General features: G+C 33.0%; 26 protein-coding genes and 1 pseudogene. 5 read left to right on the forward strand and 22 right to left on the reverse strand.

The window, feature by feature from the left end:
* The first annotated feature begins 101 nt into the window (after nucleotides 1–101).
* On the forward strand, nucleotides 102–866 hold the full coding sequence (locus NSQ69_RS13920) for a DUF1836 domain-containing protein (protein WP_002085036.1): 765 nt from the start codon (nucleotides 102–104) through the stop codon (nucleotides 864–866).
* Between the two features lie 345 nt (nucleotides 867–1,211).
* Complete coding sequence (locus NSQ69_RS13925) at nucleotides 1,212–1,817, forward strand: DedA family protein (RefSeq protein WP_002032601.1); 606 nt, start codon at nucleotides 1,212–1,214, stop codon at nucleotides 1,815–1,817.
* A 28-nt stretch (nucleotides 1,818–1,845) separates the two neighbouring features.
* On the opposite strand, the gene NSQ69_RS13930 is transcribed toward NSQ69_RS13925, so the two are convergent.
* On the reverse strand, nucleotides 1,846–2,343 hold the full coding sequence (locus NSQ69_RS13930) for a DinB family protein (protein ID WP_341099411.1): 498 nt from the start codon (nucleotides 2,341–2,343) through the stop codon (nucleotides 1,846–1,848).
* Between the two features lie 145 nt (nucleotides 2,344–2,488).
* Here NSQ69_RS13930 and NSQ69_RS13935 point away from each other — a divergent pair, with 145 nt between their 5' ends.
* On the forward strand, nucleotides 2,489–2,713 hold the full coding sequence (locus NSQ69_RS13935) for a hypothetical protein (RefSeq protein WP_002127774.1): 225 nt from the start codon (nucleotides 2,489–2,491) through the stop codon (nucleotides 2,711–2,713).
* Nucleotides 2,714–2,760: 47 nt separating this feature from the next.
* Here the strand turns inward: NSQ69_RS13935 and dltD are convergent, their stop codons facing one another.
* The 7 genes from dltD to NSQ69_RS13970 form a co-directional block, all read right to left on the reverse strand.
* Complete coding sequence (gene dltD, locus NSQ69_RS13940; protein ID WP_002127775.1) at nucleotides 2,761–3,942, reverse strand: D-alanyl-lipoteichoic acid biosynthesis protein DltD; 1,182 nt, start codon at nucleotides 3,940–3,942, stop codon at nucleotides 2,761–2,763.
* 335 nt (nucleotides 3,943–4,277) lie between these two features.
* Nucleotides 4,278–5,900: a peptide ABC transporter substrate-binding protein gene (locus NSQ69_RS13945; protein ID WP_002127776.1), complete on the reverse strand. Its 1,623-nt coding sequence runs from the start codon at nucleotides 5,898–5,900 to the stop codon at nucleotides 4,278–4,280.
* A 20-nt stretch (nucleotides 5,901–5,920) separates the two neighbouring features.
* Complete coding sequence (locus tag NSQ69_RS13950; protein ID WP_061690271.1) at nucleotides 5,921–6,922, reverse strand: C40 family peptidase; 1,002 nt, start codon at nucleotides 6,920–6,922, stop codon at nucleotides 5,921–5,923.
* A 39-nt stretch (nucleotides 6,923–6,961) separates the two neighbouring features.
* Nucleotides 6,962–8,023 carry a dipeptide epimerase gene (locus NSQ69_RS13955; protein WP_176126856.1) on the reverse strand — a complete coding sequence of 354 codons (1,062 nt, stop codon included), beginning with the start codon at nucleotides 8,021–8,023 and terminating at the stop codon, nucleotides 6,962–6,964.
* Nucleotides 8,024–8,127: 104 nt separating this feature from the next.
* A complete protein-coding gene (locus NSQ69_RS13960; protein ID WP_002127779.1) occupies nucleotides 8,128–8,454 on the reverse strand; it encodes a DUF3870 domain-containing protein in 327 nt (108 codons plus the stop codon).
* Between the two features lie 88 nt (nucleotides 8,455–8,542).
* Nucleotides 8,543–8,818: a hypothetical protein gene (locus NSQ69_RS13965; protein WP_002127780.1), complete on the reverse strand. Its 276-nt coding sequence runs from the start codon at nucleotides 8,816–8,818 to the stop codon at nucleotides 8,543–8,545.
* Nucleotides 8,757–9,113: an FtsB family cell division protein gene (locus NSQ69_RS13970; protein ID WP_078177163.1), complete on the reverse strand. Its 357-nt coding sequence runs from the start codon at nucleotides 9,111–9,113 to the stop codon at nucleotides 8,757–8,759. The genes NSQ69_RS13965 and NSQ69_RS13970 overlap by 62 nt, the downstream gene beginning before the upstream one ends.
* 288 nt (nucleotides 9,114–9,401) lie before the next feature.
* Here NSQ69_RS13970 and NSQ69_RS13975 point away from each other — a divergent pair, with 288 nt between their 5' ends.
* Nucleotides 9,402–10,328, forward strand: a complete 927-nt coding sequence (locus tag NSQ69_RS13975; protein WP_002127781.1) for an aldo/keto reductase — start codon at nucleotides 9,402–9,404, stop codon at nucleotides 10,326–10,328.
* A gap of 48 nt (nucleotides 10,329–10,376) precedes the next feature.
* Here the strand turns inward: NSQ69_RS13975 and NSQ69_RS13980 are convergent, their stop codons facing one another.
* The 10 genes and pseudogenes from NSQ69_RS13980 to NSQ69_RS14025 form a co-directional block, all read right to left on the reverse strand.
* Complete coding sequence (locus NSQ69_RS13980; RefSeq protein WP_002168209.1) at nucleotides 10,377–10,973, reverse strand: DJ-1/PfpI family protein; 597 nt, start codon at nucleotides 10,971–10,973, stop codon at nucleotides 10,377–10,379.
* Nucleotides 10,970–11,461 (reverse strand): ankyrin repeat domain-containing protein, encoded by a 492-nt coding sequence (locus tag NSQ69_RS13985; protein ID WP_002127784.1) that lies wholly within the window; start codon nucleotides 11,459–11,461, stop codon nucleotides 10,970–10,972. The genes NSQ69_RS13980 and NSQ69_RS13985 overlap by 4 nt, the downstream gene beginning before the upstream one ends.
* Nucleotides 11,462–11,846: 385 nt before the next feature.
* On the reverse strand, nucleotides 11,847–12,077 hold the full coding sequence (locus NSQ69_RS13990) for a hypothetical protein (RefSeq protein WP_000789035.1): 231 nt from the start codon (nucleotides 12,075–12,077) through the stop codon (nucleotides 11,847–11,849).
* Nucleotides 12,078–12,243: 166 nt separating this feature from the next.
* The gene (locus NSQ69_RS13995) at nucleotides 12,244–12,744 is read right to left on the reverse strand and encodes an invasion protein (protein ID WP_002012946.1); all 501 of its coding nucleotides are present in this window, start codon (nucleotides 12,742–12,744) and stop codon (nucleotides 12,244–12,246) included.
* A gap of 406 nt (nucleotides 12,745–13,150) precedes the next feature.
* On the reverse strand, nucleotides 13,151–13,414 hold the full coding sequence (locus NSQ69_RS14000; protein ID WP_002127785.1) for a hypothetical protein: 264 nt from the start codon (nucleotides 13,412–13,414) through the stop codon (nucleotides 13,151–13,153).
* Nucleotides 13,415–13,557: 143 nt separating this feature from the next.
* Nucleotides 13,558–14,120: pseudogene (locus NSQ69_RS14005) on the reverse strand (AAA family ATPase).
* Between the two features lie 115 nt (nucleotides 14,121–14,235).
* A complete protein-coding gene (locus NSQ69_RS14010) occupies nucleotides 14,236–14,994 on the reverse strand; it encodes a class I SAM-dependent methyltransferase (RefSeq protein ID WP_078422489.1) in 759 nt (252 codons plus the stop codon).
* A 228-nt stretch (nucleotides 14,995–15,222) separates the two neighbouring features.
* Nucleotides 15,223–17,019 carry a Xaa-Pro dipeptidyl-peptidase gene (locus NSQ69_RS14015; protein WP_002127788.1) on the reverse strand — a complete coding sequence of 599 codons (1,797 nt, stop codon included), beginning with the start codon at nucleotides 17,017–17,019 and terminating at the stop codon, nucleotides 15,223–15,225.
* Between the two features lie 136 nt (nucleotides 17,020–17,155).
* Nucleotides 17,156–18,532: a sensor histidine kinase gene (locus NSQ69_RS14020; protein WP_088045066.1), complete on the reverse strand. Its 1,377-nt coding sequence runs from the start codon at nucleotides 18,530–18,532 to the stop codon at nucleotides 17,156–17,158.
* Nucleotides 18,525–19,172 (reverse strand): response regulator transcription factor, encoded by a 648-nt coding sequence (locus NSQ69_RS14025; protein WP_000865958.1) that lies wholly within the window; start codon nucleotides 19,170–19,172, stop codon nucleotides 18,525–18,527. The genes NSQ69_RS14020 and NSQ69_RS14025 overlap by 8 nt, the downstream gene beginning before the upstream one ends.
* Before the next feature lie 121 nt (nucleotides 19,173–19,293).
* Here NSQ69_RS14025 and NSQ69_RS14030 point away from each other — a divergent pair, with 121 nt between their 5' ends.
* Nucleotides 19,294–19,710, forward strand: coding sequence for a hypothetical protein (locus NSQ69_RS14030; protein ID WP_002012934.1), 417 nt, complete (start codon nucleotides 19,294–19,296; stop codon nucleotides 19,708–19,710).
* 39 nt (nucleotides 19,711–19,749) lie between these two features.
* Here NSQ69_RS14030 and NSQ69_RS14035 read toward each other — a convergent pair whose 3' ends face one another.
* The 4 genes from NSQ69_RS14035 to NSQ69_RS14050 all read right to left on the reverse strand — a co-directional run bounded on the left by NSQ69_RS14035 (nucleotide 19,750) and on the right by NSQ69_RS14050 (nucleotide 23,352).
* Complete coding sequence (locus tag NSQ69_RS14035; RefSeq protein WP_002012933.1) at nucleotides 19,750–20,163, reverse strand: GNAT family N-acetyltransferase; 414 nt, start codon at nucleotides 20,161–20,163, stop codon at nucleotides 19,750–19,752.
* Between the two features lie 130 nt (nucleotides 20,164–20,293).
* Nucleotides 20,294–20,968 (reverse strand): HAD family hydrolase, encoded by a 675-nt coding sequence (locus tag NSQ69_RS14040; RefSeq protein WP_149190606.1) that lies wholly within the window; start codon nucleotides 20,966–20,968, stop codon nucleotides 20,294–20,296.
* 29 nt (nucleotides 20,969–20,997) lie between these two features.
* Complete coding sequence (locus NSQ69_RS14045; RefSeq protein WP_002168203.1) at nucleotides 20,998–21,699, reverse strand: 5'-methylthioadenosine/adenosylhomocysteine nucleosidase; 702 nt, start codon at nucleotides 21,697–21,699, stop codon at nucleotides 20,998–21,000.
* Nucleotides 21,700–21,732: 33 nt separating this feature from the next.
* Nucleotides 21,733–23,352, reverse strand: a complete 1,620-nt coding sequence (locus NSQ69_RS14050; protein WP_002127792.1) for a M3 family metallopeptidase — start codon at nucleotides 23,350–23,352, stop codon at nucleotides 21,733–21,735.
* Nucleotides 23,353–23,498: the final 146 nt, after the last annotated feature.

The following is a 23,498-nucleotide window of genomic DNA, read 5'->3' on the forward strand; positions in this document are numbered from 1 at the left end:
TTCATGACATAGGAAAAATTAAGCAAAACGGAATTGACTTTAAATGAAACAAAACATATTATAAGTTCATAAGAACTTTTTATAATTTTGGAGGTGAAAAGATGGAAACATTTCATCTCACACGAAACGAAATGGCAACGCTCCTTCTATCACTAAGAGGATGGAATACGAAGAAGCCTCTCGGCATTTTACAAGAAGCTTGGGCAAAGTCACATAAAAAAGATATTGAAAGCGGACAAAGCGTTACTGCTTTTATTACAACCGCACTTTCACCTATTTTTGAAAAATTGATTAAGATTGACGATACGGATGTCGGTTTTTCTTTAAATGAAATAGTTGCGCTTGGCAATCAGATTGAAAACACGAGTTTCTCTGTAACTGCTATGCAAAACTGGGTGAAACGAGATATAAAAGAAATGATTGGCTCACCTCAAAAAGGGAAAAAATACTCAATCGAACAAGCAGCATTACTATTCATTGTCGAAGATTTAAAAACAGCGCTTGATTTTGAATCTATTCGCAAACTATTACGACTCATCGTAAATGACCCGGCCGATCGAAGTGATGATTTAATTAATCCTCTTCATTTATATGTAGCTTATTCTTCTTTATTTGAAGAACTGAATCAAGGGAATTGCTTACAACTAAATGCTACAGATACAGTTCATACGATCGAAAATATCGTAAAAGAAAAAGCTGATAAAATAGCAAGTAAGTTCGATCAAATTAATAACGAACAACGCGAAGCAATTCGTAACGCTATTATTATCGCCACACTTTCTGTACATACCGCTTATGTACAAATGCTAGCGAAACGATATGTGACAGCAACATTATTTTTACAAAATTTAGATGTGAAACCTTAAAAAACAGGAGCAGATTTGCTCCTGTTTTTTTATATCAATATATCTTTTGTACTATTAAGCTCACATGAAATTCGAAATTGCCCTTCATGAACTTTTTCGGAGACTAAAAAAGTTTTATGTAGACACCTTTATTCTCACTAATATATGAGAAATTTTTAATAATCTTTTCATTATCTCTTCATGAAAACTGGGCTTATATCCTTTACTATAATACTTATGAGAGACATAAAAGAATTGAAATGGCAATCCACTATATAAATAAGGTATAATCTACATATAGTGAACCTTTTACATTGTTAAATAAAGGGGCTTATATTCAAAATTCATAAATTAGAAGGTGCAACAATGTTAAGTAGTTTTATTCATTCAGTATTAACATTTTTTGAGGGATTAGGTTATTGGGGCATAATGCTTGGACTTATGATTGAAATTATTCCAAGTGAGATTGTCCTTGCTTATGCGGGATACTTAGTATTCAATGGTAGTATCTCATTTGTAGGCGCAGTTATATTCGGTACAATTGGTGGGGTTATTGCCCAAATCTTTGTTTACTGGATTGGTCGATATGGTGGTCGCCCTGTATTAGAACGTTACGGTAAGTATATTTTCATACATAAAAAACAAATGGATGCTGCTGAAGATTGGTTTAATCGTTACGGAACTGGCGTAATTTTCACTGCACGTTTCATTCCTATCGTTCGTCATGCGATATCAATTCCTGCTGGTATTACAAAAATGCCATTACTACGTTTCACTACATTAACAGCACTTGCGATCATCCCTTGGTCTATCATTTTCATTTATTTAGGTGAGAAACTAGGTGAAAATTGGGAGAATATTAACGATATTGCTGGACCGTATGTGAAATCGTTCGCTATCGGTGGCGTTGTACTTATACTTTTATATTTCGTAATAAAAAAGTGGACAAAAAAACGTAAAAATCTTGCTTAAGATTATAATAAAAACCGCTATAAATTCATTAAGAATTATAGCGGTTTTTATTATCGGCTTGATCATGTATTAGAAATTGTATTATTTCTTTTTTATGCTTTAAGTCATGCTCGATAAGTGATGAAAAATAATTATTTAACCTCAATTTTTTTGTGCCAAATTGATAGTCATTATTAAAATTCCGAGCAGGAATTCGCTCAATTTGGTCTACTAATTGTTTACGAGTAAAGCTAAATTGATCTATTAGTTCTTCCTTTGAAATACCAGACCTTGCATATTTTATTGCACCCTTATTCATTCCCTCAACATCTGTTGGAACGATATGTACAGATTTCCCGCTTACAAAATATGAAATTCTATACTTCATTAGAAACTCATCCCAAACAATAAAATGTGAAATTACATCCGCAATTGCCCATGAACCTTTTTTAAATGGTTGAAACCATATATCCTCCGATATTCCATTCAATGTTTGGCACCATTCTATTAGATTTAACTTTTCTTCCAGAATCCTTCCTTTCTCCATAATGCACTCCTCTTCCACACTAATAATTCATTCATATTAATGATTTCTAGACATTTCATTAAAACCCTCCAGTCTAAGATTTACATGGATGAGCAACAATTCCACCATAAAATACGTATAGTAACTCAAAAAGGATTGATTCCCTATGCATTGGCAGCAAAAAGTACCATACTTAATCGGACGCCCTGTTGGTGTTTCTCTCATTAATGGGCAAGGGACATCCGGCGTTTTATGCAGAGTTCAAAATAATCAATTATTTGTTTACGAATACCTTTACCAAGCCCAGTTCGCCATGAAACATTATGACTTTAGACAAATTCAAGATATACACGCCTTTCCAAATTGCCCACACCAAAATCCTCTATACTAAAAAACAGAAACGGCTTTATTGCCATTCCTGTTTCTATTGTTTATGCATTATTTTTCAGAGTAAAACTTCTGCACTGCTTCATCAAAATAGATCCATCCTTTCCAGCCTAAATGAATCGTATCTTTTAAGAAATACTTATCATATTCATGGCTAGAAAAATCGACTACTGGGTATCCTGCTTTCTCAACTTGATCGCGAACCTTATTGTAATACACATCACGACGTTCTTTTGGGAAACCAGCGTAATCATACCACGGTCCGTTTACAGGCACAGAAATAAAGAGTGGTTTTACATTTTTTTCTTTGAAAAGATCTAAAACAATTTGTAAGTCATCATATTCTGGTGAATCATCATACGATTCATTTGCTCTAAAGTTTTTTAAACCTTTTAATTTTTTCTTTAAATTATGTTTATAATAATATGGATTTTCAATTCCGAATGTATTTGTTGTGGATCCTACTTTACCTTCTTGTTCCGCATGTTTACGTGCATCTTCCCAAGAAAGCGAACGTAATCCCATATTTGTTTCCTCTTTCATCGGTTCGATCTTAAATAGAGAGTTAAATAAATCTCGATGATCTAAAATGTTCCGGTACATATAAGCTAGCGGTTTAGCTAGTCCAGCTTTTATGTTATGTTTTGTATCGTTATATACAATACTTTCTAGCGAACTACTTAATATCGCATCCTTACGAACAACTTTATAATCTAGTAAACGTTTCGCGATTTTTTTCTTCATTTCAGGCTTTATTTCGTCATTAAAAATAAAGTGATAGGCTTGTTGTTTGGAGAAATTATTTGTAAAATCCCCTTGTGATACACCGGTTTTTGTAAACCATTGTGGTGAAAGAACAAAGACTACCTTTTTACCTTCTAATTCATCCATTGTAGACGTCATATTTAATATATGAGCCAAGCTTTGCGTACCACCAGTCCCTATTAAAAATGGAGTAAAACCTGCTGGATTTACTCTAAAATAGTTAGATGGATGATATGCATCCATTCGTAAAAACTCTGATGAACCATACATCGGTAAATACTGCGAATTCTCTAACATTTTCTGTTGCAAGAAAACACTTTGTAATTTCTCTTTTTGTAAGGAAGTTGCTGCATCTTCTATCTTTTTATCGCTTATTAGTGACACTAAACTCTTAGATGGAATAAGCAATACAATGAAAAAGAGTACACAGGCTAAAATAATTGGTCCGAAAGCATGCTTCATCTTCATCGTTTATTCCTCTTTCTATTGCTAATAAATTGTAACCCTTGTTTATGACACGTCATCATTTTTCTCCTTTTTTCTATACATGTCCCATTCTATTTATCTATTGTATACATGTATGTATTCCTCTCTTTTCTCTGCAAATTCATACATTCATAGAGAAAGAAAATGTTTCCAAAGAAACATGTTAATTATACAAGATTCTACATAAATTTCACACTGGAATTTATGTAATAATTTTATTTTTAAGCTATGAAAAAACTTATAAAATGTCTATAATTCATTTGAATCTATAAGAAAAAACAGACTATCACATACGTGAAGTCTGTTTCTCCATCACTTTATTTTTGTACATCTGCCCATTTTAAACTTGTAGCTGGACCGAATTGATGTACATATAATTCTTTCACATATGGTTTTTGTAAGTAAGAAAGACCGCGCTGGAATACTGGTGCAATTACCGCATCATCAAGGAGCACTTTTTCCGCATCTTGCAGTGCTTTCCAACGAGCTTTTTCATCATTACCTAATTCTGTTTTAATCTTCTTAATTAACGCATCATATTCTGGATTTGCATATCCTGTATTATTTACGGTACTTCCCGAAAGGAAAACTTCTAAGTACGTCATTGGATCTGGATAATCAGGTAACCAACGTGATAACGACATTTCGTATTCTTTTTTCTTCTCTAACGCTAATTTTTGCGTATGTGGTTGTAATTTCACATTTACTTTTAGCCCCGGTAAGTTTTTCTCAAGCTGTTCTTTAATATATTCGCCTACCTTTTTAAAGTTCTCTAAGTCATAGTTTAATAGTTCTAACGTCACTTCATTTGTGCCTGTCTCTTGCTTCGCCTTTTCCCAATATTCTTTCGCTTGTTTTACATCCGTCTTATTAAACTCACCTGCCGTACTTCTAAAATCTTTCTTATCTGGTCCTTTTAAAAATCCTTTTGGTACGTAATAATTCGCAGCAACTGATCCGTCATTTAAAAATGATGTCGCCAAGCCCTTTTTATCAAACACTGTACTTAGCGCAAGACGTGCATTTTTATTTTTAAGAATCGGCACATTTTCATTGAAACGGAAGAAATACATAACCGGATCTGTATATTGTTTCAACTCTTTATTATTTTTATATTTATCTACGAATTCTGTTGAAATGACAGCTCTATCAACTTTATCTGTCTCATATAAATTTACCGCAGTTGAAATTTCTTTAACAATTTGATAGTTTACTTCATCTAACTTCACTTCTTTTTTATCCCAATATTTATCGTTTTTCTTCATTGTAAAGCTCGCTTCGTGCTTCCACTCTGATAATGTAAACGGCCCATTATATATCGCTTTATTTGCCTCTAACCCGTATTTATCACCTTGCTCCTTCGCATATTTTTCATTAATTGGATAGAAAGATGGTAAAATGAGTAGTTTCGTAAAATACGGTACAGGATGTTCCAGCTCTACAACGAACGTTTTATCATCCTTTGCTTTCACACCTAATTCTTCTAAGCCTAATTGTTTCTTATTTATCTTCTCCGCATTTTTCACATCGTACGCGATATATGCATATTGAGAGGCTGTATCTGGATTTATAAGTTGCTTCCAAGCATATACGTAATCATGAGCTGTTACTGGATCTCCGTTAGACCATTTCGCATCACGTAAGTGGAATGTATATGTCTTACCATCTTTACTCACTTCATATTTTTGTGCTCCCGCTTGAATCACTTCATCATTTTTCGATAAACGGAATAACCCTTCCATTACGTTATTCAAAACGTTAAATGATACCGCATCTGTTACTTTCCCTGAATTTAATGATGGAATTTCACCCGTTTCTAGTAGTTGTAATACTTTCTTCTCATCTTTCGGCTTTGTAGCTGTTTTTTCTTTAGCACAGCCTACTAAAAATGAAGATACAAGTAGAGTACTAACTAATGAGTAGCGAACAACCTTTTTCATATAAAGCCCCCCTATCTTTTTTAAGGTAAGTAACGACGAGCACCAGCGTATTCTTCTATATATCCTGGTGTATTTAGCGGTATAATTTCTACCGATCTTTCAGCCTTTGGAGAGTGAATCATATTTCCATCACCAATATACATGGCAACGTGATGAACACTACCTTTTCCTTGATTATGTGCAAAGAATATTAAATCACCCTTTTGTAGGTTTTCTTTATCAACCGCAATTCCTGCTTTTGATTGTGGCCCAGAATCCCTCGGTATTGTAATGCCATGTGATTTATAAATCGTATGTGTAAATCCAGAGCAATCAAATCCAAAACCACTTGTACCAGCCCATATATACGGTAATCCTAAAAACATTTTTCCGGTGTTTATTAAGTCATCAGCGGTTGGAGTCGGAATATCATTTTGAGAATGGTAAACACTTCCATCATTTTTCCGTAGCCACGCCTTCTGACCATTTGGTAACAATACGCGGTATGAGATCGTATCTTCACTTAATAGCGGTAAACGCGTATTATAACTGACTTCTAGCGATTTATGTTTTTCAGAAGGGTTAATATATACAATTGCTGTCGGTTTCGTTACTAATACAAAAGCTTCGTTTGTTTTATCTGCAAATTCCTGATTATACGTTAATTGTTTTTCAGGCATCCACCCTGGATACCCTTCTTCATTTCGCGGCGTTGGCTGTCCGTGCACTAGTACTTTTACCCAATCACCTTTTTTATCAATTACTGTTACTTCTTGACCGAGTAGCGCTTGCGTTTCTAATTTATTTGCACTCGTTAACCAAAGCTTCTCATCTAGCGTCATTGATTTCGTCCACTTCCATAAATCAACTGGATTTGTCGCACTCGGTGCATCAATTGGTCGTAATGAATCTGGTGCAGTCCATAACGTTGCAGCAGATACATCTATAAATGCTTTACTATCCTTCTTCTCTTCAGCATTCACCGAAGTAAACGATGAAAATATAAATAAAGTTGTTAAAAATGCAGTTCCTACTTTTTTCATATATATCCCCCTTATAAGATAGTTTACTAGGTACTACTTCTAAGATTGTATATTCACTATAGAATGCAGGTTTACCTTTGGACCAGTGTAAGTCATCCCTTCTGGCTCTTCTACTAACCATAACGGTGCATCAAGATCAAAGTAATGAATATTCGGATGAGCCGCAGCTAAATGGGCAACAGCGCTAACTGAAAGTGAAGATTCCATCATACTTCCGACCATACATTTCACACCTGCTGCTTCCGCAATATCCGCAATTTTCCATGCTTCTCGTATGCCGCCGCATTTCATTAATTTAATATTAAGTAGGTCTGCATATCCTCCTTGGACAATCTTTAATGCGTCTCTTGCCGAAAACATACTTTCATCTGCCATAATAGGCGTTTGTACATTGTCCTTCACGTACTTTAATCCTTCCCAATCTTTCGCATGAACTGGTTGTTCTACAAATTCTATATTTAAATTTCTATTCTCCATTTCTCTAATAATAGAAACCGCTTCTTTCGGTTTCCATCCTTGATTTGCATCTAAACGTAACGTCGTATTCTTTGGTACTACATTTCGAATTGCCTCTATGCGTTCTAAATCTAAATGTGCCTCTTTACCCACCTTAATTTTTAATGTTTGGAATCCCTTTTCGATATGCTTTTTCGCTTCTTTTGCCATTAATAAAGGCTCATCAACACTTACTGTAATATCAGTATAAATCTCTTTCTTCCCACCTAACAATGCATATAACGGTATGTTGTGAAATCGACAATATACATCGTATAAAGCCATATCTACCGCCGCTTTCGCACTTGTATTTCCTATACAGCTCATTTGAATGTGTAACAATAACGTTTGAAATTGCAGCACATCTTTATCAACTAATACGGAGCGAATTGGCCCTAATATTGCTTCCTCAATCCCGTTGGCAAAATCACCTGTAATAACCGGTGTTGCTGCAGCAGCTCCTTTTCCAACAATCCCTTCATCTGTATGAATAAACACATCTATACTTTCGATTTCCGTTACAGTGCGAAGTGCAGTTTTAAACGGTGTATGAAGCTTTACATGTCGGCGGTTTACCTTCACATCGGTAATTTTCATTTTGTTCATCCTTTCATTGTTTATAGAGTGATACTTTAATATCCGGGTGGCTTTTCCGTTAATGCGAAACAAAAAAATCCAGCCATAAGAAGATTCTTACGGCTGGATTTTGTCTATGAATGGGTAGACAAAGCAGCGATCTGATTATATTTTTTCTGTGCATCCTTTAGCGCTACAAGTAGCGCCTTTTGACACGAACCGAAGTACCGATTTTTTATTTCTGTTACTAATGCTGGGTCATTAATATTTTTATGTAGAAACAAATATTTAACAAATTGAGATGTTAATGCAATTGTGGCTGAGCAATCTGCATCTACAATTTCCCCTGTATCCTTCTCAAGTACAAATGCTACAAAATAACTTTTGAACTTTTCGGTAATGGGATTATTTTGAGGTGCTTTCGCATCCCCTACGACGTAAATTGTATTTGAAGCGTACACAGCTATCTTCCTTTCTTATACGAGGATAACGGTTTTCTTAACAGACGTATAAGCTGTTAACTCAACGTTGATTAAAAAATGTATCCGCTTACCTTGTATTATATACAATTGACAGAATTTTAACAATATTTATTTTGACATATATTCCATAATTATGAAAATCTCTTAAAACAATTAAAATTGGCTCAAACTTCTCATTTTTACAATATGTCATTTCTCCTTGTACCATGACATTCACACTACAAACAACTTTTCCCTCATACATCAAAAAACAGTTAGCTATCGCTAACTGTTCCACCACTTCACTTTGGCAATACGAATATTGTTTCGTTTGACTTAGAAAATTGATACTCTTTTCTAGCAAACTTTAAAATCTCTTCTTCATTATCGGTTAAATTCTCAATGTTAGTCTTTAAAGAACCTTGATCTTTCTTTAAAGAAACTAATTGTTTCTTTTGATTTGTTATTGTATTTTTTTTGCCATTAATTACTTCTTGTTGTTTCGTTAAAATATATTGAACGTACAAAGTAGTCACAGCAATAAAAATGAACATGAAAATAAAACGCCTTAACTTCTTCTTATTTATAGTTCGCTTGTCGTTAGGCTGTGATAGTTGCTCTGGTATATTAGGAACATTGACTCTTTTGAGTTTCCTCATTTTCAAATCCCCCTAACCCATATTTTCTCACTACCATAGGCACGATCTCTTACTAACTTAAATTCTATTCTTATAAAATAACCTCCTTCACAAAAAAATCTCACAAATTAACCAATTAGAGATAGCGTTCGACGACATCTCTGTATTTAAAATGAGAATTTTTATTTATGCTGCTATAAAATAGTAGTTTATGTTATTCTTTTTCCCCAATTGTAGAAAACATTTTTACACATATAAATTCTAGTTTTGCATACCGATGTTATAACATGCTTACAAGGAGGAAAAATGATGCACTACCGTACATTAGGTAAAACTGGAATTACTGTTTCTGAAATTGGCTTTGGAGCGTGGGCGATTGGCGGCGATGAATGGGGTCCTGTTAACGACAAACAATCTATAACCGCTATGAAGAAAGCAATTGAATGTGGCGTAAACTTTATTGATACTGCTGATGTATACGGATTAGGACATAGTGAAAGGTTAGTAACTCAAGCGATAAGAGAGCACCGTAATAATATCGTTTTATCAACGAAAGGCGGTTTAATTGGTCATCACTATGATCCAAGTGGAGAGCCTGTTTATAATACTGCAGAAAAAGTGATCGCAGTATTTGAAACTAGCTTACTGCGCCTAGAAACAGATTATATTGATGTTTATTTCTGTCACATTTGGTGGGATAAACAAGAAGAAACAGAAGCATTTTTACGAGCATTTGAAATATTAAAACGGGACGGAAAAGTAAGAGCTGTTGGTGTTTCAACTCACGACATACAATATATAAAACACTTCAATAAAAACAATGAAATTGATGTTGTGCAACTTGATTACAACATATTAAACCGAAAACCGGAAAACGACATACTGCCCTACCTACAGGAGAACAATTTAGGAGCTGTTATACGCGGCCCTTTAAAAATGGGGATATTAACTGGAAAATTTACAAATAAAACAACTTTTCTTGACGGAGATTTACGCAAAGAATGGCCAAAAGAAAAGTGGTTTCAAGAAGATTTACAAAAAGTAGAGAAACTACGATTACTCTCAAATGAAAATCAAACCTTAGGGCAACTTGCACTTCGTTATGTCCTCACTCATCCAGCGGTATCGGTCGCAATTCCTGGCGCAAAAACAGAAAAACAAGCGAAAGAAAATGCAGACTCGTCTATCCGTCCGATTCTTACAGATGAGGAATTAGCGCATATTCAGTCAATATAAAACAAGACCAGCAGCTGGAAATATCCAACTGCTGGTCTTGTTTTACTTTTAATACTTTAAATCTATATCATATTCCATCCTCTTCGCTGTTTCTTCAGCAACCCGAGCACCCAACAAATTTCGCACAATGTGAAATGACATATTAATTCCAGCTGAAATTCCTCCAGACGTAATAATATGCCCCTCATCTACAAACTTTACATTCTCTAATACTTCCACATTCGGAAAATCATTTCTAAAACTTTCAATACTTGCCCAATGTGTTGTCGCTTTGAAGCCATCGAGTAATCCAGCTTTCGCAAGTAAAAGCGCACCGGTACAAACAGAAGTCATTAACTTTACTTCTTTCATTTGCTCGCGGATCCAATTTGTTATTATTTCATTTTTCATTTCGTTTTCTCTAACACCTAACCCACCAGGAATAATTAAAATATCAACTGGAGGCAAGTTTTCGATACTATAGTCCGGTTGTACCTTTAATCCATTTCTCGCTGTAATCATTTCTCCATCTTGACTAACAGTATGAACTGTAAATAGTTGACCTTCACTTGTTGCTGTAACGGAAAAAACTTCAAATGGACCCGCAAAATCTAACACTTCCACTTCATTAAAAAGAAAAATCCCTACATTCCAGTGGCTAATCATAAGCTCACTTCCTCTTGCAAATGATGTAATAGGGATTCATACCCTTTTTCTAAAGCAATATCATATGCGGTTTTTCCATCATTTTTCTTAATCATTTTATTAGCACCATTTTCAAGAAGTAATATAATGATTTCTTCATTTCCTAATAACGCCGCTTCATGAAGTCCTGTCCAGCCACCACTTTGCACAGCATTCACATCTGATCCCTTTTCAATTAAGAAAGCTACAAGCTCGCTTTGCTTATTCGCAATTGCTGCTTGAAGAGGTGTATTTTCATTTTCGTTTTTTGCTCTAATATGTATTTCTGCTCCCTGTTCTAAAAGGAAACTTGCAATTTCTTTCTGTCCAAAATAAGCAGCTAAGTGAAGCGGTGTCCATCCATCTTCACTAAATGAGTTAACAACACTTGGATCCGTATTAATGATTTCTACTACCTTTTCTTTTTCCCCTCTTATGACTGCTTGTGATATTGATATGATTTGTTCCATAATGAACCTCCATGTATACAAATGTTAAGTACCCCTTAATAAATTCCATTAATAATCACATGTTCCTTTCTAAATAATTAAGTTTACATAATAATATTATTTTTATAATTCGCTATCCTAATAAAAAAACAACCCACTCTAATGAGTAGATTGTTTTTGAATTTCATTTTTATATTTGTTTAAAAAAATATCATTTTCACTTACAACTAATAAACATTAATAAAAATGAAATGAAATTATATATTTAGCAGCCATGAACTCTTTATATATTCAAAACCGGCTATTTACTTAAATTAATAGTTTTTTATCACTTGAAAATAAAAATGGAATTTATCCTTACATTTGAAAAATACATATATAGCAAGAATCTATAGCAGTACTCTTATCATACTAATCTATAACAATTCTGCCTTCTTCCCTTACCTGTATCCTTTAAAACATAAGACTTTAAAACGAGTGCTGTTAGTGAATCTGTTAATGTTTTATATGATAAATTTGAAAGAGCTAATAGATCGTTCGTATATAACATTCTATGCTTCTCTAATAATAATAGTACTAATCGTTCTGACGGTTTTAATGTTTCATCACTTTCTAGTATAAAATCTATATTTTTCATATCCCTACTTCTTACTCCTTATATAAAAAAATGATTTTAGTAGTTATTTAATATAAAAATACTACACAACAAATTTGAAGATATATCGAAATAACATAACACCCAAACACTTTTATACTATAACATAAAAAAGACATTTCCCCAAATTGAAAATGCCTTTTTATATCTACTTCTCTTTTTTATATAATTGATATGATTGTTCTAGCCCTTTATTATATTTCGTATTATTATCTGTCCATTCTCCTCCTAAGTTTCCTGGCCACCCTGATGTATTAGCAACATATTTAAGCAACTCCCAATCCTGCAGTCCTTTTTTCACACCACGTTCATACGATTTGACCATACTTGAAATTGCTATCGTTGTATTTATACGCGAATCCACTAAACTCTCTTCCGATAATTGCGCTGGTGCTAATCCACCACGATGTAATTGGAATAATCCGAAAGATGTTCCGTTATCCCCTATCGCTTTTCGATCAAATTTTGTTTCATGATCAGCAATAGATAATGGTATCCAATCTGGAATATCATACCTCTTTGCAACTTCACTAATTACTTGTTTATTATTTTTAATCTCTTTCTGCTTTTCATAGTTAATATAAATTACATAACTTAAAGTAACTAACGTAAATAATATGAATATATATTGTAGTGCCTTTTTCATCATTTCATCTCCTGTTTTGTATATGTTTCACTTTCTATATACACTATAAGACTTTTATGTGACATTCATTTGACAAAATGATATTAATTATACATAAGCTGTTACAGTTTTAACTATCAATCTAAAAACTACAATTCTTCTAAAAGACTCCTTCAACACATAAAAACAATCAGCCTTTCATGTATAGTACATGAAAGGCTGATTGTTTTTCACTACACTTTTTTATGTATACAGTATATCCCTGCTATAATAAAACAAAAAAGACCTTTATACGTTAAAGATCTTTTTCATCTTATTTTTGTTACAAAAAACGCCAGAATCTAAAAAAACTTACTTTATGATTTGTATTTTTATATATAAATTAAAGGTTATAAGGCTACCAGCATCTTCTCGATTAACATTTTTCACATTAAATATTTCTTGCAATATGCGGTTTGCTGTAATGACTTGTTCCACCACCACCCACTACTACTTTTCCGCCTTTTTCGAAGATTAACAATTTACTTGAACCATCTGAAAGAAGTACTATTACTTCAGCATGATCACTTGTCGCTACATAGATTACATAACCACTTTTTGAAATACAAGTTTCCCAATGCTTATCAAATTCTGATCTTACAACTCGATTAGAATACACTTGATTTTCAATTCTTCCTGGCTGTTCATTTTCCAATTTTTTCTTACCTCCTTCCAAAGTTGTCATTTATATATAAATGACGGTTTCTCAATAAATTAGTGACCGTCCTTAATATAAATAGTATATGTAGTTAGTAGGAGAATGCTTGGACAATGAAAACGTAACAGCATTTAAGTATTTTACAATCGGAATTTTTCCTTAATCATTACAGCTACTTCTTTAGCACTCAAATGAGTATTATTAATTTTTATGTACTCTTCTTTTTCAATTTCATCATGAAATGAATTTAATCTATGTTTTTTCATCGTTTCTTTTAAATTTTTTTCAGACCATTCAATGTCTCTTTTTTTCGGTTTATGCTCTAGTCTATGTGGACTTTTATTTCGCTCTAATCTTTCATCTAATTCTGCCTCGAGCTCTACAAAATATACTGCTGCGCCTTTTGATTCAAAAATACTTACTACATGGTTTATGTAATCCCAATCCGATTGAAGATCAAATGCCCATACATATGTAAAAATCATTCCGTATAAATCACTTTTAGACACTTCTTCAAATAGTTCATTACGAAACAAACTTACTAACCGTTGTGCTTCCGCTTTGTACTGTAATCAAAAAACGAGCTAACAAAATCAATCGTCATATGATTATGAAATAGCTTTAAATCAGTTATTTTTTCTAACTCATGCCCGACCGTCATTTTCCCGACTGCTTGCGGGCCAAATATTAAGATGAATTTCATTTGTTTTCCTCCGATTTTTCTCTATAAACAATTAAATAAAACATATCCTAAAATTGAAAATAAGGCAGTCGATGTTGTGTCGATTGCCTTATTTTCATGAATAGTTCCTATATTATTACTTTCGTACAGCTTCAAAAGTAATAATTTGTTCTGCATTTGACGGTTGCTTTTCATAAACATAGTCAGCAGAGCAAGTAATGTCAGTGAAACCTATACTTTCTAAAAGGAGTTTAAACTCTTCTATTCCATACCACCGCATTGCAAAACGTTGTAGTTCAGTTTGTACTAACTGTCCTTTACTCCATTTTTCATATTTTAAATATGATACAGTTACTTGGTTAAGCCAATCTATTTCAATTGATTTATTTTCTAATGTAATTCCGTCCCCGCTTGGTAAGGAAAAAGTCGATGTATGAATCTCACCCGTCTTCCAGTCATATGGAAGCGCAAGATCTACAATTAAACGCCCGCCTAGATTAAGATGTTCATAAAAACATTTCAAAGCGTTTATAGAATCATCACGATTTTCAATTAAACAAAAGGATCCGGTAGGAATTATTATCGCCTCATATTTATATGGTAATGAAAATTGTTGTAAGCTTCCTTGGTATAAATTAGGGTTTAAGCCTCTCTCTTTACAACGCTTACGGCAAGAATCTAGCATTTCAGTTGAATAATCTATCCCATCAACTTTAAATCCAACTTCAAGAAGTGGAATAATGACACGCCCTGATCCTACTGCCGCTTCGAGAATTCTTCCCCCACAATTATTTAAACGTTCTTGGTAATACTCAATATCACCATTTAAAGAATAACCGACAGGTTTTGTAAAATCATATAGTTCTGTACAAAGTGTACTATAAAAACTAAACATTTATTTTCTCCTCCGTTTTATGTGTACGGAAGATTCTAATTTACTTAATCTTTCCGTACCTCAAATTTTAATGAGAATTCGAAAGAGCTGACTGTCATAATTTATCACTCACTTTCCATGTAATATATTTACATTGTATAATATTTCCTCGCGATTGAACATATAATAGTTGAAAATTCCGATTATAAACAAAGAGCTTACTATAGTAAGCTCTTTATCAAAAACTATTTATTTCACAATCGGCAATGTCACTTCGCTCAATTTCACCGTTAGCTTCGTTCCTGCTTTCGGTCTAATTGTATAATCGTAATCACTTGCGATTAAAACGACCCCCATTTGATGCCCTGCTTTAAATACATAATCATCTGGCTGCATGTCCCATGTAAATGTGTAATCTTTACCAGGTTGAATCGCTGTTGAATTTTCTATACTATTTAAGTTTTGCGGATCCATCCAACCTCTCGTTACAATTTCAGGCCTCGCTCCGCCATAATCAACAAGTAAAGCTGTTAAATTTGAAACAGATCGATCAATATTTCCTGTTATTGAAATTTTAGGCGTACCACTTATTCGCATATCTTTTTGCAGTACAGGCATTGTATATACTAATCGATTCGCTATTTCTAACTCAGGGTTTTCTACTAGTTGATTTGACTTTATTTTAGCATCATCTACTAATGAGAAAACATTGTTTACTGATCCCATACTTAATGGTAGATTGACTGCTTTATTACTTAAATACATACGGACTTTTGATGGTACAGCTGCTGGATCTGGCCAATTTTTTATTTTTTGCCACGATTTATTTTCACGTTGTACATCTACCATCGGTTCATCCATAATTCCATTTTCAATTCCATATAACCAATAATCGAACCATTTATTTTGGGTTTGTTGCCAGTTATTACTTGATGTTCCGCCATGTCCACCTTGATGTAACCACATTTTACGAGGAACATTATTTTTGCCAAGAGCTTCCCACCACTGTGCGAACTGCTTCGTTTTTACATTCCAATCATTTAAACCGTGAACAACAAACACACTAGCCTTCACATTCTTAACATCTTTTACATAGTTACGTTTATCCCAAAAATCGTTATAATCGCCTGTTTTACGATCTTGTCCAGCTGTTAGTTCTTTAATGATTTGCCCGCAAACTTCAGGGTTCTTTCTTGTTAGTACTGCTTCTGCCATATTATCTGTATCTTCTCCCTGATATCCACCTGGCGCAATAACCGCCCCATTTGCACGATAATAATCATACCAGCTACTAATCGCTGCGATTGGAATAATTGTTTTTAACCCTTCCACTCCTGTCGTTGCGACAGCATTTGGTAACGTACCATTATAAGAAACTCCTGTCATTCCTACATTTCCCGAAGACCAATTTGCATTTACTTCCTTACCATCCTCTGTATATGCTTTTGCACGCCCATTTACCCAATCAATGACAGACTTCGTCCCTAGTATTTCTTGTTCATCTCCGGTTGTCGGACATCCATCTGATTTTCCAGTTCCGATGCTTTCGCCTAAAATAACTGCATATCCTCTTGGAACATAATAATTGCCGTATGAACCAAGATTAACCGCTGCATACGGTTTTCCTTCATACGCATACAATTCTTCATCAACATTATAAACAGGAACATCTTTCAATCCAGATCGATATGGACTCATTTCATATATAACAGGAACTTTTACATTTGATTCTGTCTTTGGACGCATAACTTTAATTGATACTCGATCTTTCTTACCATCTCTATCACTATCGACTTCTGTCTCTACAAATAAATTTTCAATAATTGCTTCATCAAGAGAATAGATTGGTTTTGTCATCCCATTTTCCAATTGAATTTTTGTGTTTGGAGTTAAAGCTTCTGAAATTTGACCATTTAACTTAATATCACTCCCTTTTACAGAGCTCCCTTCTTTATTTTCTGCATGTGCAGTCATACTAGAAACTCCTGAAGTAATTGTTAAAGATAATATAGCTGAAAGTGTTATTGCTAATTTCTTTTTCCTCATGCCCTTCCCTCCCCATATATTCCTTCTTTTACTATACATTAAAATTGCAGAAAATTCAGTTTATATTTTATGGAAAGTTGAGAAATTTGTAAAACATTCGAATCTTTCAAGATAATAGAAAAGGAACTAATAACAATTAGTTCCTTTCTATATACATATAAAATTGTATTTCTCCATCTTCTACCGAAACTCCGTATTCAAAACCATGTCTTTCTAATATACTTTTTACAATCGCTAATCCTAATCCAGTACCTGATTTTTCTTTACTGCGAGAAGATTCTAATACGTAAAAAGGCTCCCAAATTTTATCTACCTCTTTAATTACCTCAGCAGCAATACCATTTTGAATTTGAAAATACACAATGCCATTTTTCTCTTCTAATGTGATTTTTATATTTTGATTCGTTGTATATTTTATCGCATTAGAAATTAAATTTTGAAAGACCATTCTCATTTTATTTAAATCAGCATAAACAATCGTGTCACCAACACTATAGTTCACTTGCAACTTGATTTCTTTCGACTCTAGTTCAATCTTATGCTTATCTATTATACTTTGTACTAGTGGTTCAATAGGGAATTCTTCTTTTTGTAAAATATCTCTTTCTAGTTTAGAAAATCGCAATAACTCTTCAATTAAATTTGAAATTTGATCTGTTTGTTTAATGATTGTATCAACATATGTGCCATCATCTAAACCGTCTTTTATTCCCATAGAATATGCTTTTACTAATGCGATTGGTGTTTTTAATTCATGAGTTACATCGCCCATAAATCGTTTTAAGTGGTCATTTCGATCTGTTAAATCTTGATGTGCTTCATGTAATTTATCACTCATAATGTTTATACTATTTGCTAAATCACCTATTTCATCATTCGTTTTAACTTTCGTCCGTTTAAATTTCAGACGTGAAATATCTTCTGCGACATCACTCAATTCATTCAGTGGCGTAGTGATTGTTTTTGAAAAAATCCAGACGAGCACGATAATAAGAAATAGTGAGAATCCCAAAATGTATAAATAAAATGAGTTAAGCGTTTTAATTACTTCATTTGAATGTGCGATAGAAACTCCTACTAAAATCAACATATCATCTTTCGCAATGTATTTCGCAAAAAAACTAGATTTTATCTTTTCTTGATCATATATTTTATTCGATTGTCCGAGGTTCTTCACTTTCGTAATTTCTTCTTTTGTAATCCAAAGTTTATTCAATGCAACTCTCTTTTTTGTAAGTTGCATGCGTAATTCTTCATTAATAGCATCTTCTGAACTATTTATTGATGTATAAGCAATCGTAACATTACCTTCATTTTCAATATGATTTATAGCATTATCCAGCTCTTTACGCGGTATTGACTGGATTTGCGCTGTAATGCCTTCTAAGCTTTCGCGTGTTTTGTGCACATTATATTTTGGTAAAAAATAGTTGATTAATAATAAAGAGATGGCAAAAATAAGGATGACTGTTAAAGAGATGCTGAAAAATAACTTTTTACCGAGTTTATTCACACTCTTCCTCCAAACTGTATCCTAAACCGCGATGTGTCTTTATAATATTTTCTCCTATTTTTTTACGTAATCTTCTTACATGCGTATCAACCGTTCGCTCTTCCCCAAAATAATCAAATCCCCAGACGATATCTAACAACTTTTTCCTCGTTAAAATCGTGCCTTTATGATTTAAAAAGCACTTTATTAATTGTAATTCTGTCTTTGTAATGTCTAATTCTTTCTCATTTTTATATACTTTATTTTTGGTGAAATCTATTTTTAAATCTTGAACTTGAATAACATCTTCATGCTGTACAAGCTTTTTCGCTCGCGTAATTAGCACTCCTGGGTGAAATGGTTTTTTCACATACTCATCTGCCCCGCTTTGAAGAGCTGCTAATTCATCTTCACTTTCACTTTTCGCAGTAAGCATTAATACTTTTACACTCGAATTCTTTTTTATTTCCTGACAGACAGTAATACCACTACTTTTCGGCATCATCCAGTCTAAAATAGCTAAGTCAATTTTCTCATCATAAAATATTTGAAGTGCTTCCTCTCCATCTTTTGCTAATAAAACTTCGAAGCCTTCTTTTTCAAAATATGCTTTTAAAATTTTCAGCATATCTTGTTCATCATCCGCGATTAATACTTTCATTACATTTCCTCCATTACTTATAAACAAATATCAATTTTATCATACAACTTCTTTGTTACATCAATGTGACATAAAAATATTTACAACGTTTGAGGGTATAGTAAGTGTGAGGTGTTATTTCATGTTCAAAAAAATAGGAGTCATTACTCTTCTCTTCTTTTTATTATCAACAAATGCGTTCGCAAATACAAATAAACAAATTGAAGTATTTGATTGTAAAAAAGAAATGGTCGTTCAAAAACAATCTTTAGATCCAGCTATTCAAAAAGAAGCTGTTCAATATGCTAAATACATTACTGGCCCGTTCAAAAACTTAAACGTCGTTCCAAAAGATGGTCACATGATAAAAATCCCTTTATCTAAACCAGTTTCTATTACAAATCAATGGTTACATACAACAATTGATGAGGTACTTATTCTTCTCCCGCTTAATGAAAAACCTTATATTATGCTTTACGATGATGAAAATAATCCGCATTTTTATTATGTAAAAGGTGATCCTAAGGGTTTATTGAAACAAATGAATGTTAAGATGTAATTGCATAAGAAAGGTTCCATACTTGAGTATAGAACCTTTCTACAATCTTATCAGGTGACTTGAACCTTTATAATTTCCGATTTTTACAAATCCATTTGCGCTATAAAACTCCTCACCTTGCTTTGTATCCGAATGTAGAACAACAACGTGAAAATACTTTTCCGCATGTCTTAATAGTTTCTTTAATAACAACTTCCCTAATCCGATGCGCCGATAATCCTTTGAAATATAAAATCTCCTCAATCGGCCAATCTTATTAACTTTCGTATACGGATCTTGATTTAATCCCCCGATTCCAATTAACGTATCACCTCGAAAAATGCCATATAAACATTCGCCCGTTTTACTAAATGTATTTCTTTTACTTTCATATTCATTTATTAGTTTTATTAAGAAGTTAAATCCCTCTTTTGTACTTTCTTGAATAAGGTGATTAATCTCATATTTAAACAAATCTTCAATCTGCTTAATTTGTATATCTTCCAGCTTAATCCCCCACTTTCTCTATCCAAATGTATCTTTTTGAAAAATAAAAATGCCCAAGAATATATTATCCTGAGCATTCATTTGAATGTGAACTTATTCATTTTGTTATGTACGTATTCTTCAATTCTGGTAATATCCCCTTCAGTTCCATTAAATCATCAATTACTAAATCAGCATGAGCAAGTTCATCTTCTTGTGCAAAATCAAAATTACATCCAATTGCAATTAGACCATTATCTTTTGCCGCATTAATATCCGATAAACGATCCCCAACTACCGCTGCCTCTTTTATATCATATTTCATCAAAATACTTTTTACTAAGTCACCTTTATTTAGCGAGTGTATTTGTTCAATACTGAATGTTTCCGTAACCCATTGGTCTAAATCATAATAAGATACGATTGCTTGTAAATATTCCGTTAAACCATTACTAGCAATGTAAACAGAACAATTATTTTCTTTTATAAAACTAAAAACTTCCTTTACATTCGGATATAAAGCACCATTTCCGCTCTTTATATTTTCAATTAGTCTTTCTAAAAAATATGCATCTGTTTGTTCCCTTACTTCATTAGAATGATTAGGTAATAAAGCTTCCCAAACTTTAGATAAAGGTACACCCATAATTTCACGATATTTATCAATTGGTGTTATCGTATTCCATAATTGTAGTGACCGTAAATGATCAAATGTATCATCTAGTGATAACTCTAAAATTTTATCTGTTTGAAATAAAGTTCCATCCATATCGAAAATTAGTGCTTGTAACATGATATTCTCTCCCATTCTTTACTTATGAACTACAATACAGCTTTAATCGAAATATTTTTAAGCATCTCAACAATAATTTCTGAGCAATAATTCGCTGCGGTTTTCGCGAAATCATCATATGAAACTTGCGCTGAATCATCTGCACTGTCAGAAATGCATCTCAAAACGAGAAACGGTATGTCATTTATATAAGAAACATGTCCAATTGCTGCCCCTTCCATTTCTGTACAATGAGGTACATATTCAGTGACTAATTGCTCCTTTAATTTTGAATCCTCGACGAAGCATTCTCCGCTGACGATTCTTCCTTCATGAACAGTAATATTTAAACTACTACTATTAACAGCTTTTCGGGCTAAATCTCTTAATTCCTTGCTTGCATGAAACACTTCTTGAAACGGAAATAGATTCTTCATTTGATTTTTATTAACATCATGATGCGTAACATTTGTAGAAATAACTAGATCACCAATTTTCACATCCGGATGTAATCCACCCGCAATACCTGTATTAATGATAGAATCCACATCAAATTTATTAATTAAAATTTGTGTACATGCGGCAGCATTTACCTTTCCTACACCACATCGCGTAATAATAATTTCTGTATCCATGAAGTTTCCTTTATAAAAAGGTATTCTCGCAATAGTATGTTCCTCTTTAATAAGTAGTTTTTCTAATAGTAAGTCTATTTCGATTTGCATTGCTCCGATAATGCCGATTCTGTTCATGTATGTAGTCCCCTTTATTAATTTGTTCTCCCCCTACATAAGCTGCAAATATTCATCAATATCTTTATTTATTTGTATAAAAGCTTTATTCCAAAATTCATAATTTGTTAGATCAATTTCAAAATGTATTTTCATAAGTTCTTCAACTGGAGCTTTTCCCGTTTCTCGCAAAAATTCTTTATACTTCAAATGAAATTCACTTTTATTTTCTTTCGCTAATTCTAGTAAACTAAAACTTACTAAATACCCAAATGTGTATGGATAATTGTAAAAAGGAACGTCTGCTATATAAAACTGAACGTATTTCATCCAAACAAATGGCTGATATTCTGTTAGTGCATTTCCGTATGCCTTTTCTTGCGCTGCTATAGATAATTTCTCAATTTCATCAGCACTTATAGGACCTTCTTTATTTTTTTCATAAAAACTCTTTTCGAACTGAAACGATGCACGAATTGCCATAACATAATTAAAGCTATTTCTAATTTTCCAGCTAAGCAATGCCTTTTTCATTTCTGTACATTCTGCTGTTTTTATTAAGTGATCTACGAGCACCATCTCAAAGAAAATAGACGCTGATTCTGCTGTACTCATTGGCAGGTAATCATCTAAAAATGAAGTAGATTGTTCCAAACTCATAACATAAAAATGCCAAGCATGTCCTAATTCATGAGCAAGTACTCTTACACTATCAATTGTTCCATCATAACGCATTGAAATACGGGATTCTTTTTCACTGAAAAAAGGAGCACAAAACCCACCTGGTGGTTTATTATCTCTCGGTTCAGCATCTACCCATCCATTTGCTATTGCATTCTGTGCGAACTGTGCCAATTCTTCATCTATATTTTTTAGTGCATCATATATGTTTTTTACTGCTACTGAAAAAGGAATAACAGTCTCATTACTTTCTTTCCATGTCATTAGCTCGTACCATGTAATTGAATTCTTTCCTTTTTTATAACCGTTTAACGCAATTACTAGCTTCGTAAGATTTTGTTCCGTTGCATTCCACATTTGGGATAATGCAGTTTCAGAGATGCCATTTGCTTGTAGTGATTGTTTTAAAATCTCTGTCCCTTCCATTTCATCACTTTTAGCATGACGTAATCTTCCTATTTGATTCAATACAGTAGCGAAGATATCTTTTTCCTTATTCAAAGCATTTGTAAGAGAATCAAATACTATTAATCTTTCATTATGATCATCACTATTCATCGCAACGTAATTTGCTTGTCCAAATGATAAAGTCTCTTTATCGTGTATTACTTCTATTTTATTTCTTAATTGTGTATACATATCTTCCCAAGCTTTTAATTCATTTTCTATTAGTTTAATACTTGAATGATTTGTATTAACACTTTGTCCCTTACTAGATTCTATTAATAGTTGAACTTCTTTCTTTAATTGATTTACTTTTACACTTAGTAAAGTATTTTCAGGATGCTTCTCATCTTCAGCAGCACGGCAATATAAGTAATACTCTGCTTTTTCGATAGCCTCTATAAGTTGTGAAAGGATTACTGAGTCTTTTGTTGCTTTATATTCAATTTTTAATCTTTCTATCGTTTCTATAGAAAACGTGAAGTTTTGTTCTTGAGGATATAGCCTGTCCAAATCCCATTGAGATTGGGCTTGTATTATTTTATTCATTTTGCACCCTTCTTTTTTTACAAATAGTTACAAAAATCTACTCTTTTCACTATTATATATGAACTATCAAAATTTTAATATCTTGAAATGTTCAAACTTATATGAATGTAATTTGATATTTCATTTTCTATTTCTTCCTATACGAA

Origin of the sequence: Bacillus sp. FSL R10-2201 (assembly GCF_038008665.1) — a bacterium.
GTDB lineage: Bacteria > Bacillota > Bacilli > Bacillales > Bacillaceae_G > Bacillus_A > Bacillus_A mycoides.

Bases quoted from the DNA above. Each gene is read 5' to 3' on its own strand.
- NSQ69_RS13950 (WP_061690271.1), bottom strand. From the start codon at position 6,922: ATGAAAAAAGTAGGAACTGCATTTTTAACAACTTTATTTATATTTTCA.
- NSQ69_RS13985 (WP_002127784.1), bottom strand. From the start codon at position 11,461: ATGGAACAAATCATATCAATATCACAAGCAGTCATAAGAGGGGAAAAA.
- NSQ69_RS13920 (WP_002085036.1), top strand. From the start codon at position 102: ATGGAAACATTTCATCTCACACGAAACGAAATGGCAACGCTCCTTCTA.
- NSQ69_RS13975 (WP_002127781.1), top strand. From the start codon at position 9,402: ATGCACTACCGTACATTAGGTAAAACTGGAATTACTGTTTCTGAAATT.
- NSQ69_RS13980 (WP_002168209.1), bottom strand. From the start codon at position 10,973: ATGATTAGCCACTGGAATGTAGGGATTTTTCTTTTTAATGAAGTGGAA.
- NSQ69_RS14030 (WP_002012934.1), top strand. From the start codon at position 19,294: ATGTTCAAAAAAATAGGAGTCATTACTCTTCTCTTCTTTTTATTATCA.
- NSQ69_RS13995 (WP_002012946.1), bottom strand. From the start codon at position 12,744: ATGATGAAAAAGGCACTACAATATATATTCATATTATTTACGTTAGTT.
- dltD (WP_002127775.1), bottom strand. From the start codon at position 3,942: ATGAAGATGAAGCATGCTTTCGGACCAATTATTTTAGCCTGTGTACTC.
- NSQ69_RS14025 (WP_000865958.1), bottom strand. From the start codon at position 19,172: ATGAAAGTATTAATCGCGGATGATGAACAAGATATGCTGAAAATTTTA.
- NSQ69_RS13990 (WP_000789035.1), bottom strand. From the start codon at position 12,077: ATGAAAAATATAGATTTTATACTAGAAAGTGATGAAACATTAAAACCG.
- NSQ69_RS13955 (WP_176126856.1), bottom strand. From the start codon at position 8,023: ATGAACAAAATGAAAATTACCGATGTGAAGGTAAACCGCCGACATGTA.
- NSQ69_RS13930 (WP_341099411.1), bottom strand. From the start codon at position 2,343: ATGGAGAAAGGAAGGATTCTGGAAGAAAAGTTAAATCTAATAGAATGG.
- NSQ69_RS14010 (WP_078422489.1), bottom strand. From the start codon at position 14,994: ATGTTTAGTTTTTATAGTACACTTTGTACAGAACTATATGATTTTACA.
- NSQ69_RS13925 (WP_002032601.1), top strand. From the start codon at position 1,212: ATGTTAAGTAGTTTTATTCATTCAGTATTAACATTTTTTGAGGGATTA.
- NSQ69_RS14040 (WP_149190606.1), bottom strand. From the start codon at position 20,968: ATGTTACAAGCACTAATTTTCGATATGGATGGAACTTTATTTCAAACA.
- NSQ69_RS14045 (WP_002168203.1), bottom strand. From the start codon at position 21,699: ATGAACAGAATCGGCATTATCGGAGCAATGCAAATCGAAATAGACTTA.
- NSQ69_RS14050 (WP_002127792.1), bottom strand. From the start codon at position 23,352: ATGAATAAAATAATACAAGCCCAATCTCAATGGGATTTGGACAGGCTA.
- NSQ69_RS13935 (WP_002127774.1), top strand. From the start codon at position 2,489: ATGCATTGGCAGCAAAAAGTACCATACTTAATCGGACGCCCTGTTGGT.
- NSQ69_RS13970 (WP_078177163.1), bottom strand. From the start codon at position 9,113: ATGAGGAAACTCAAAAGAGTCAATGTTCCTAATATACCAGAGCAACTA.
- NSQ69_RS13945 (WP_002127776.1), bottom strand. From the start codon at position 5,900: ATGAAAAAGGTTGTTCGCTACTCATTAGTTAGTACTCTACTTGTATCT.
- NSQ69_RS14015 (WP_002127788.1), bottom strand. From the start codon at position 17,019: ATGAGGAAAAAGAAATTAGCAATAACACTTTCAGCTATATTATCTTTA.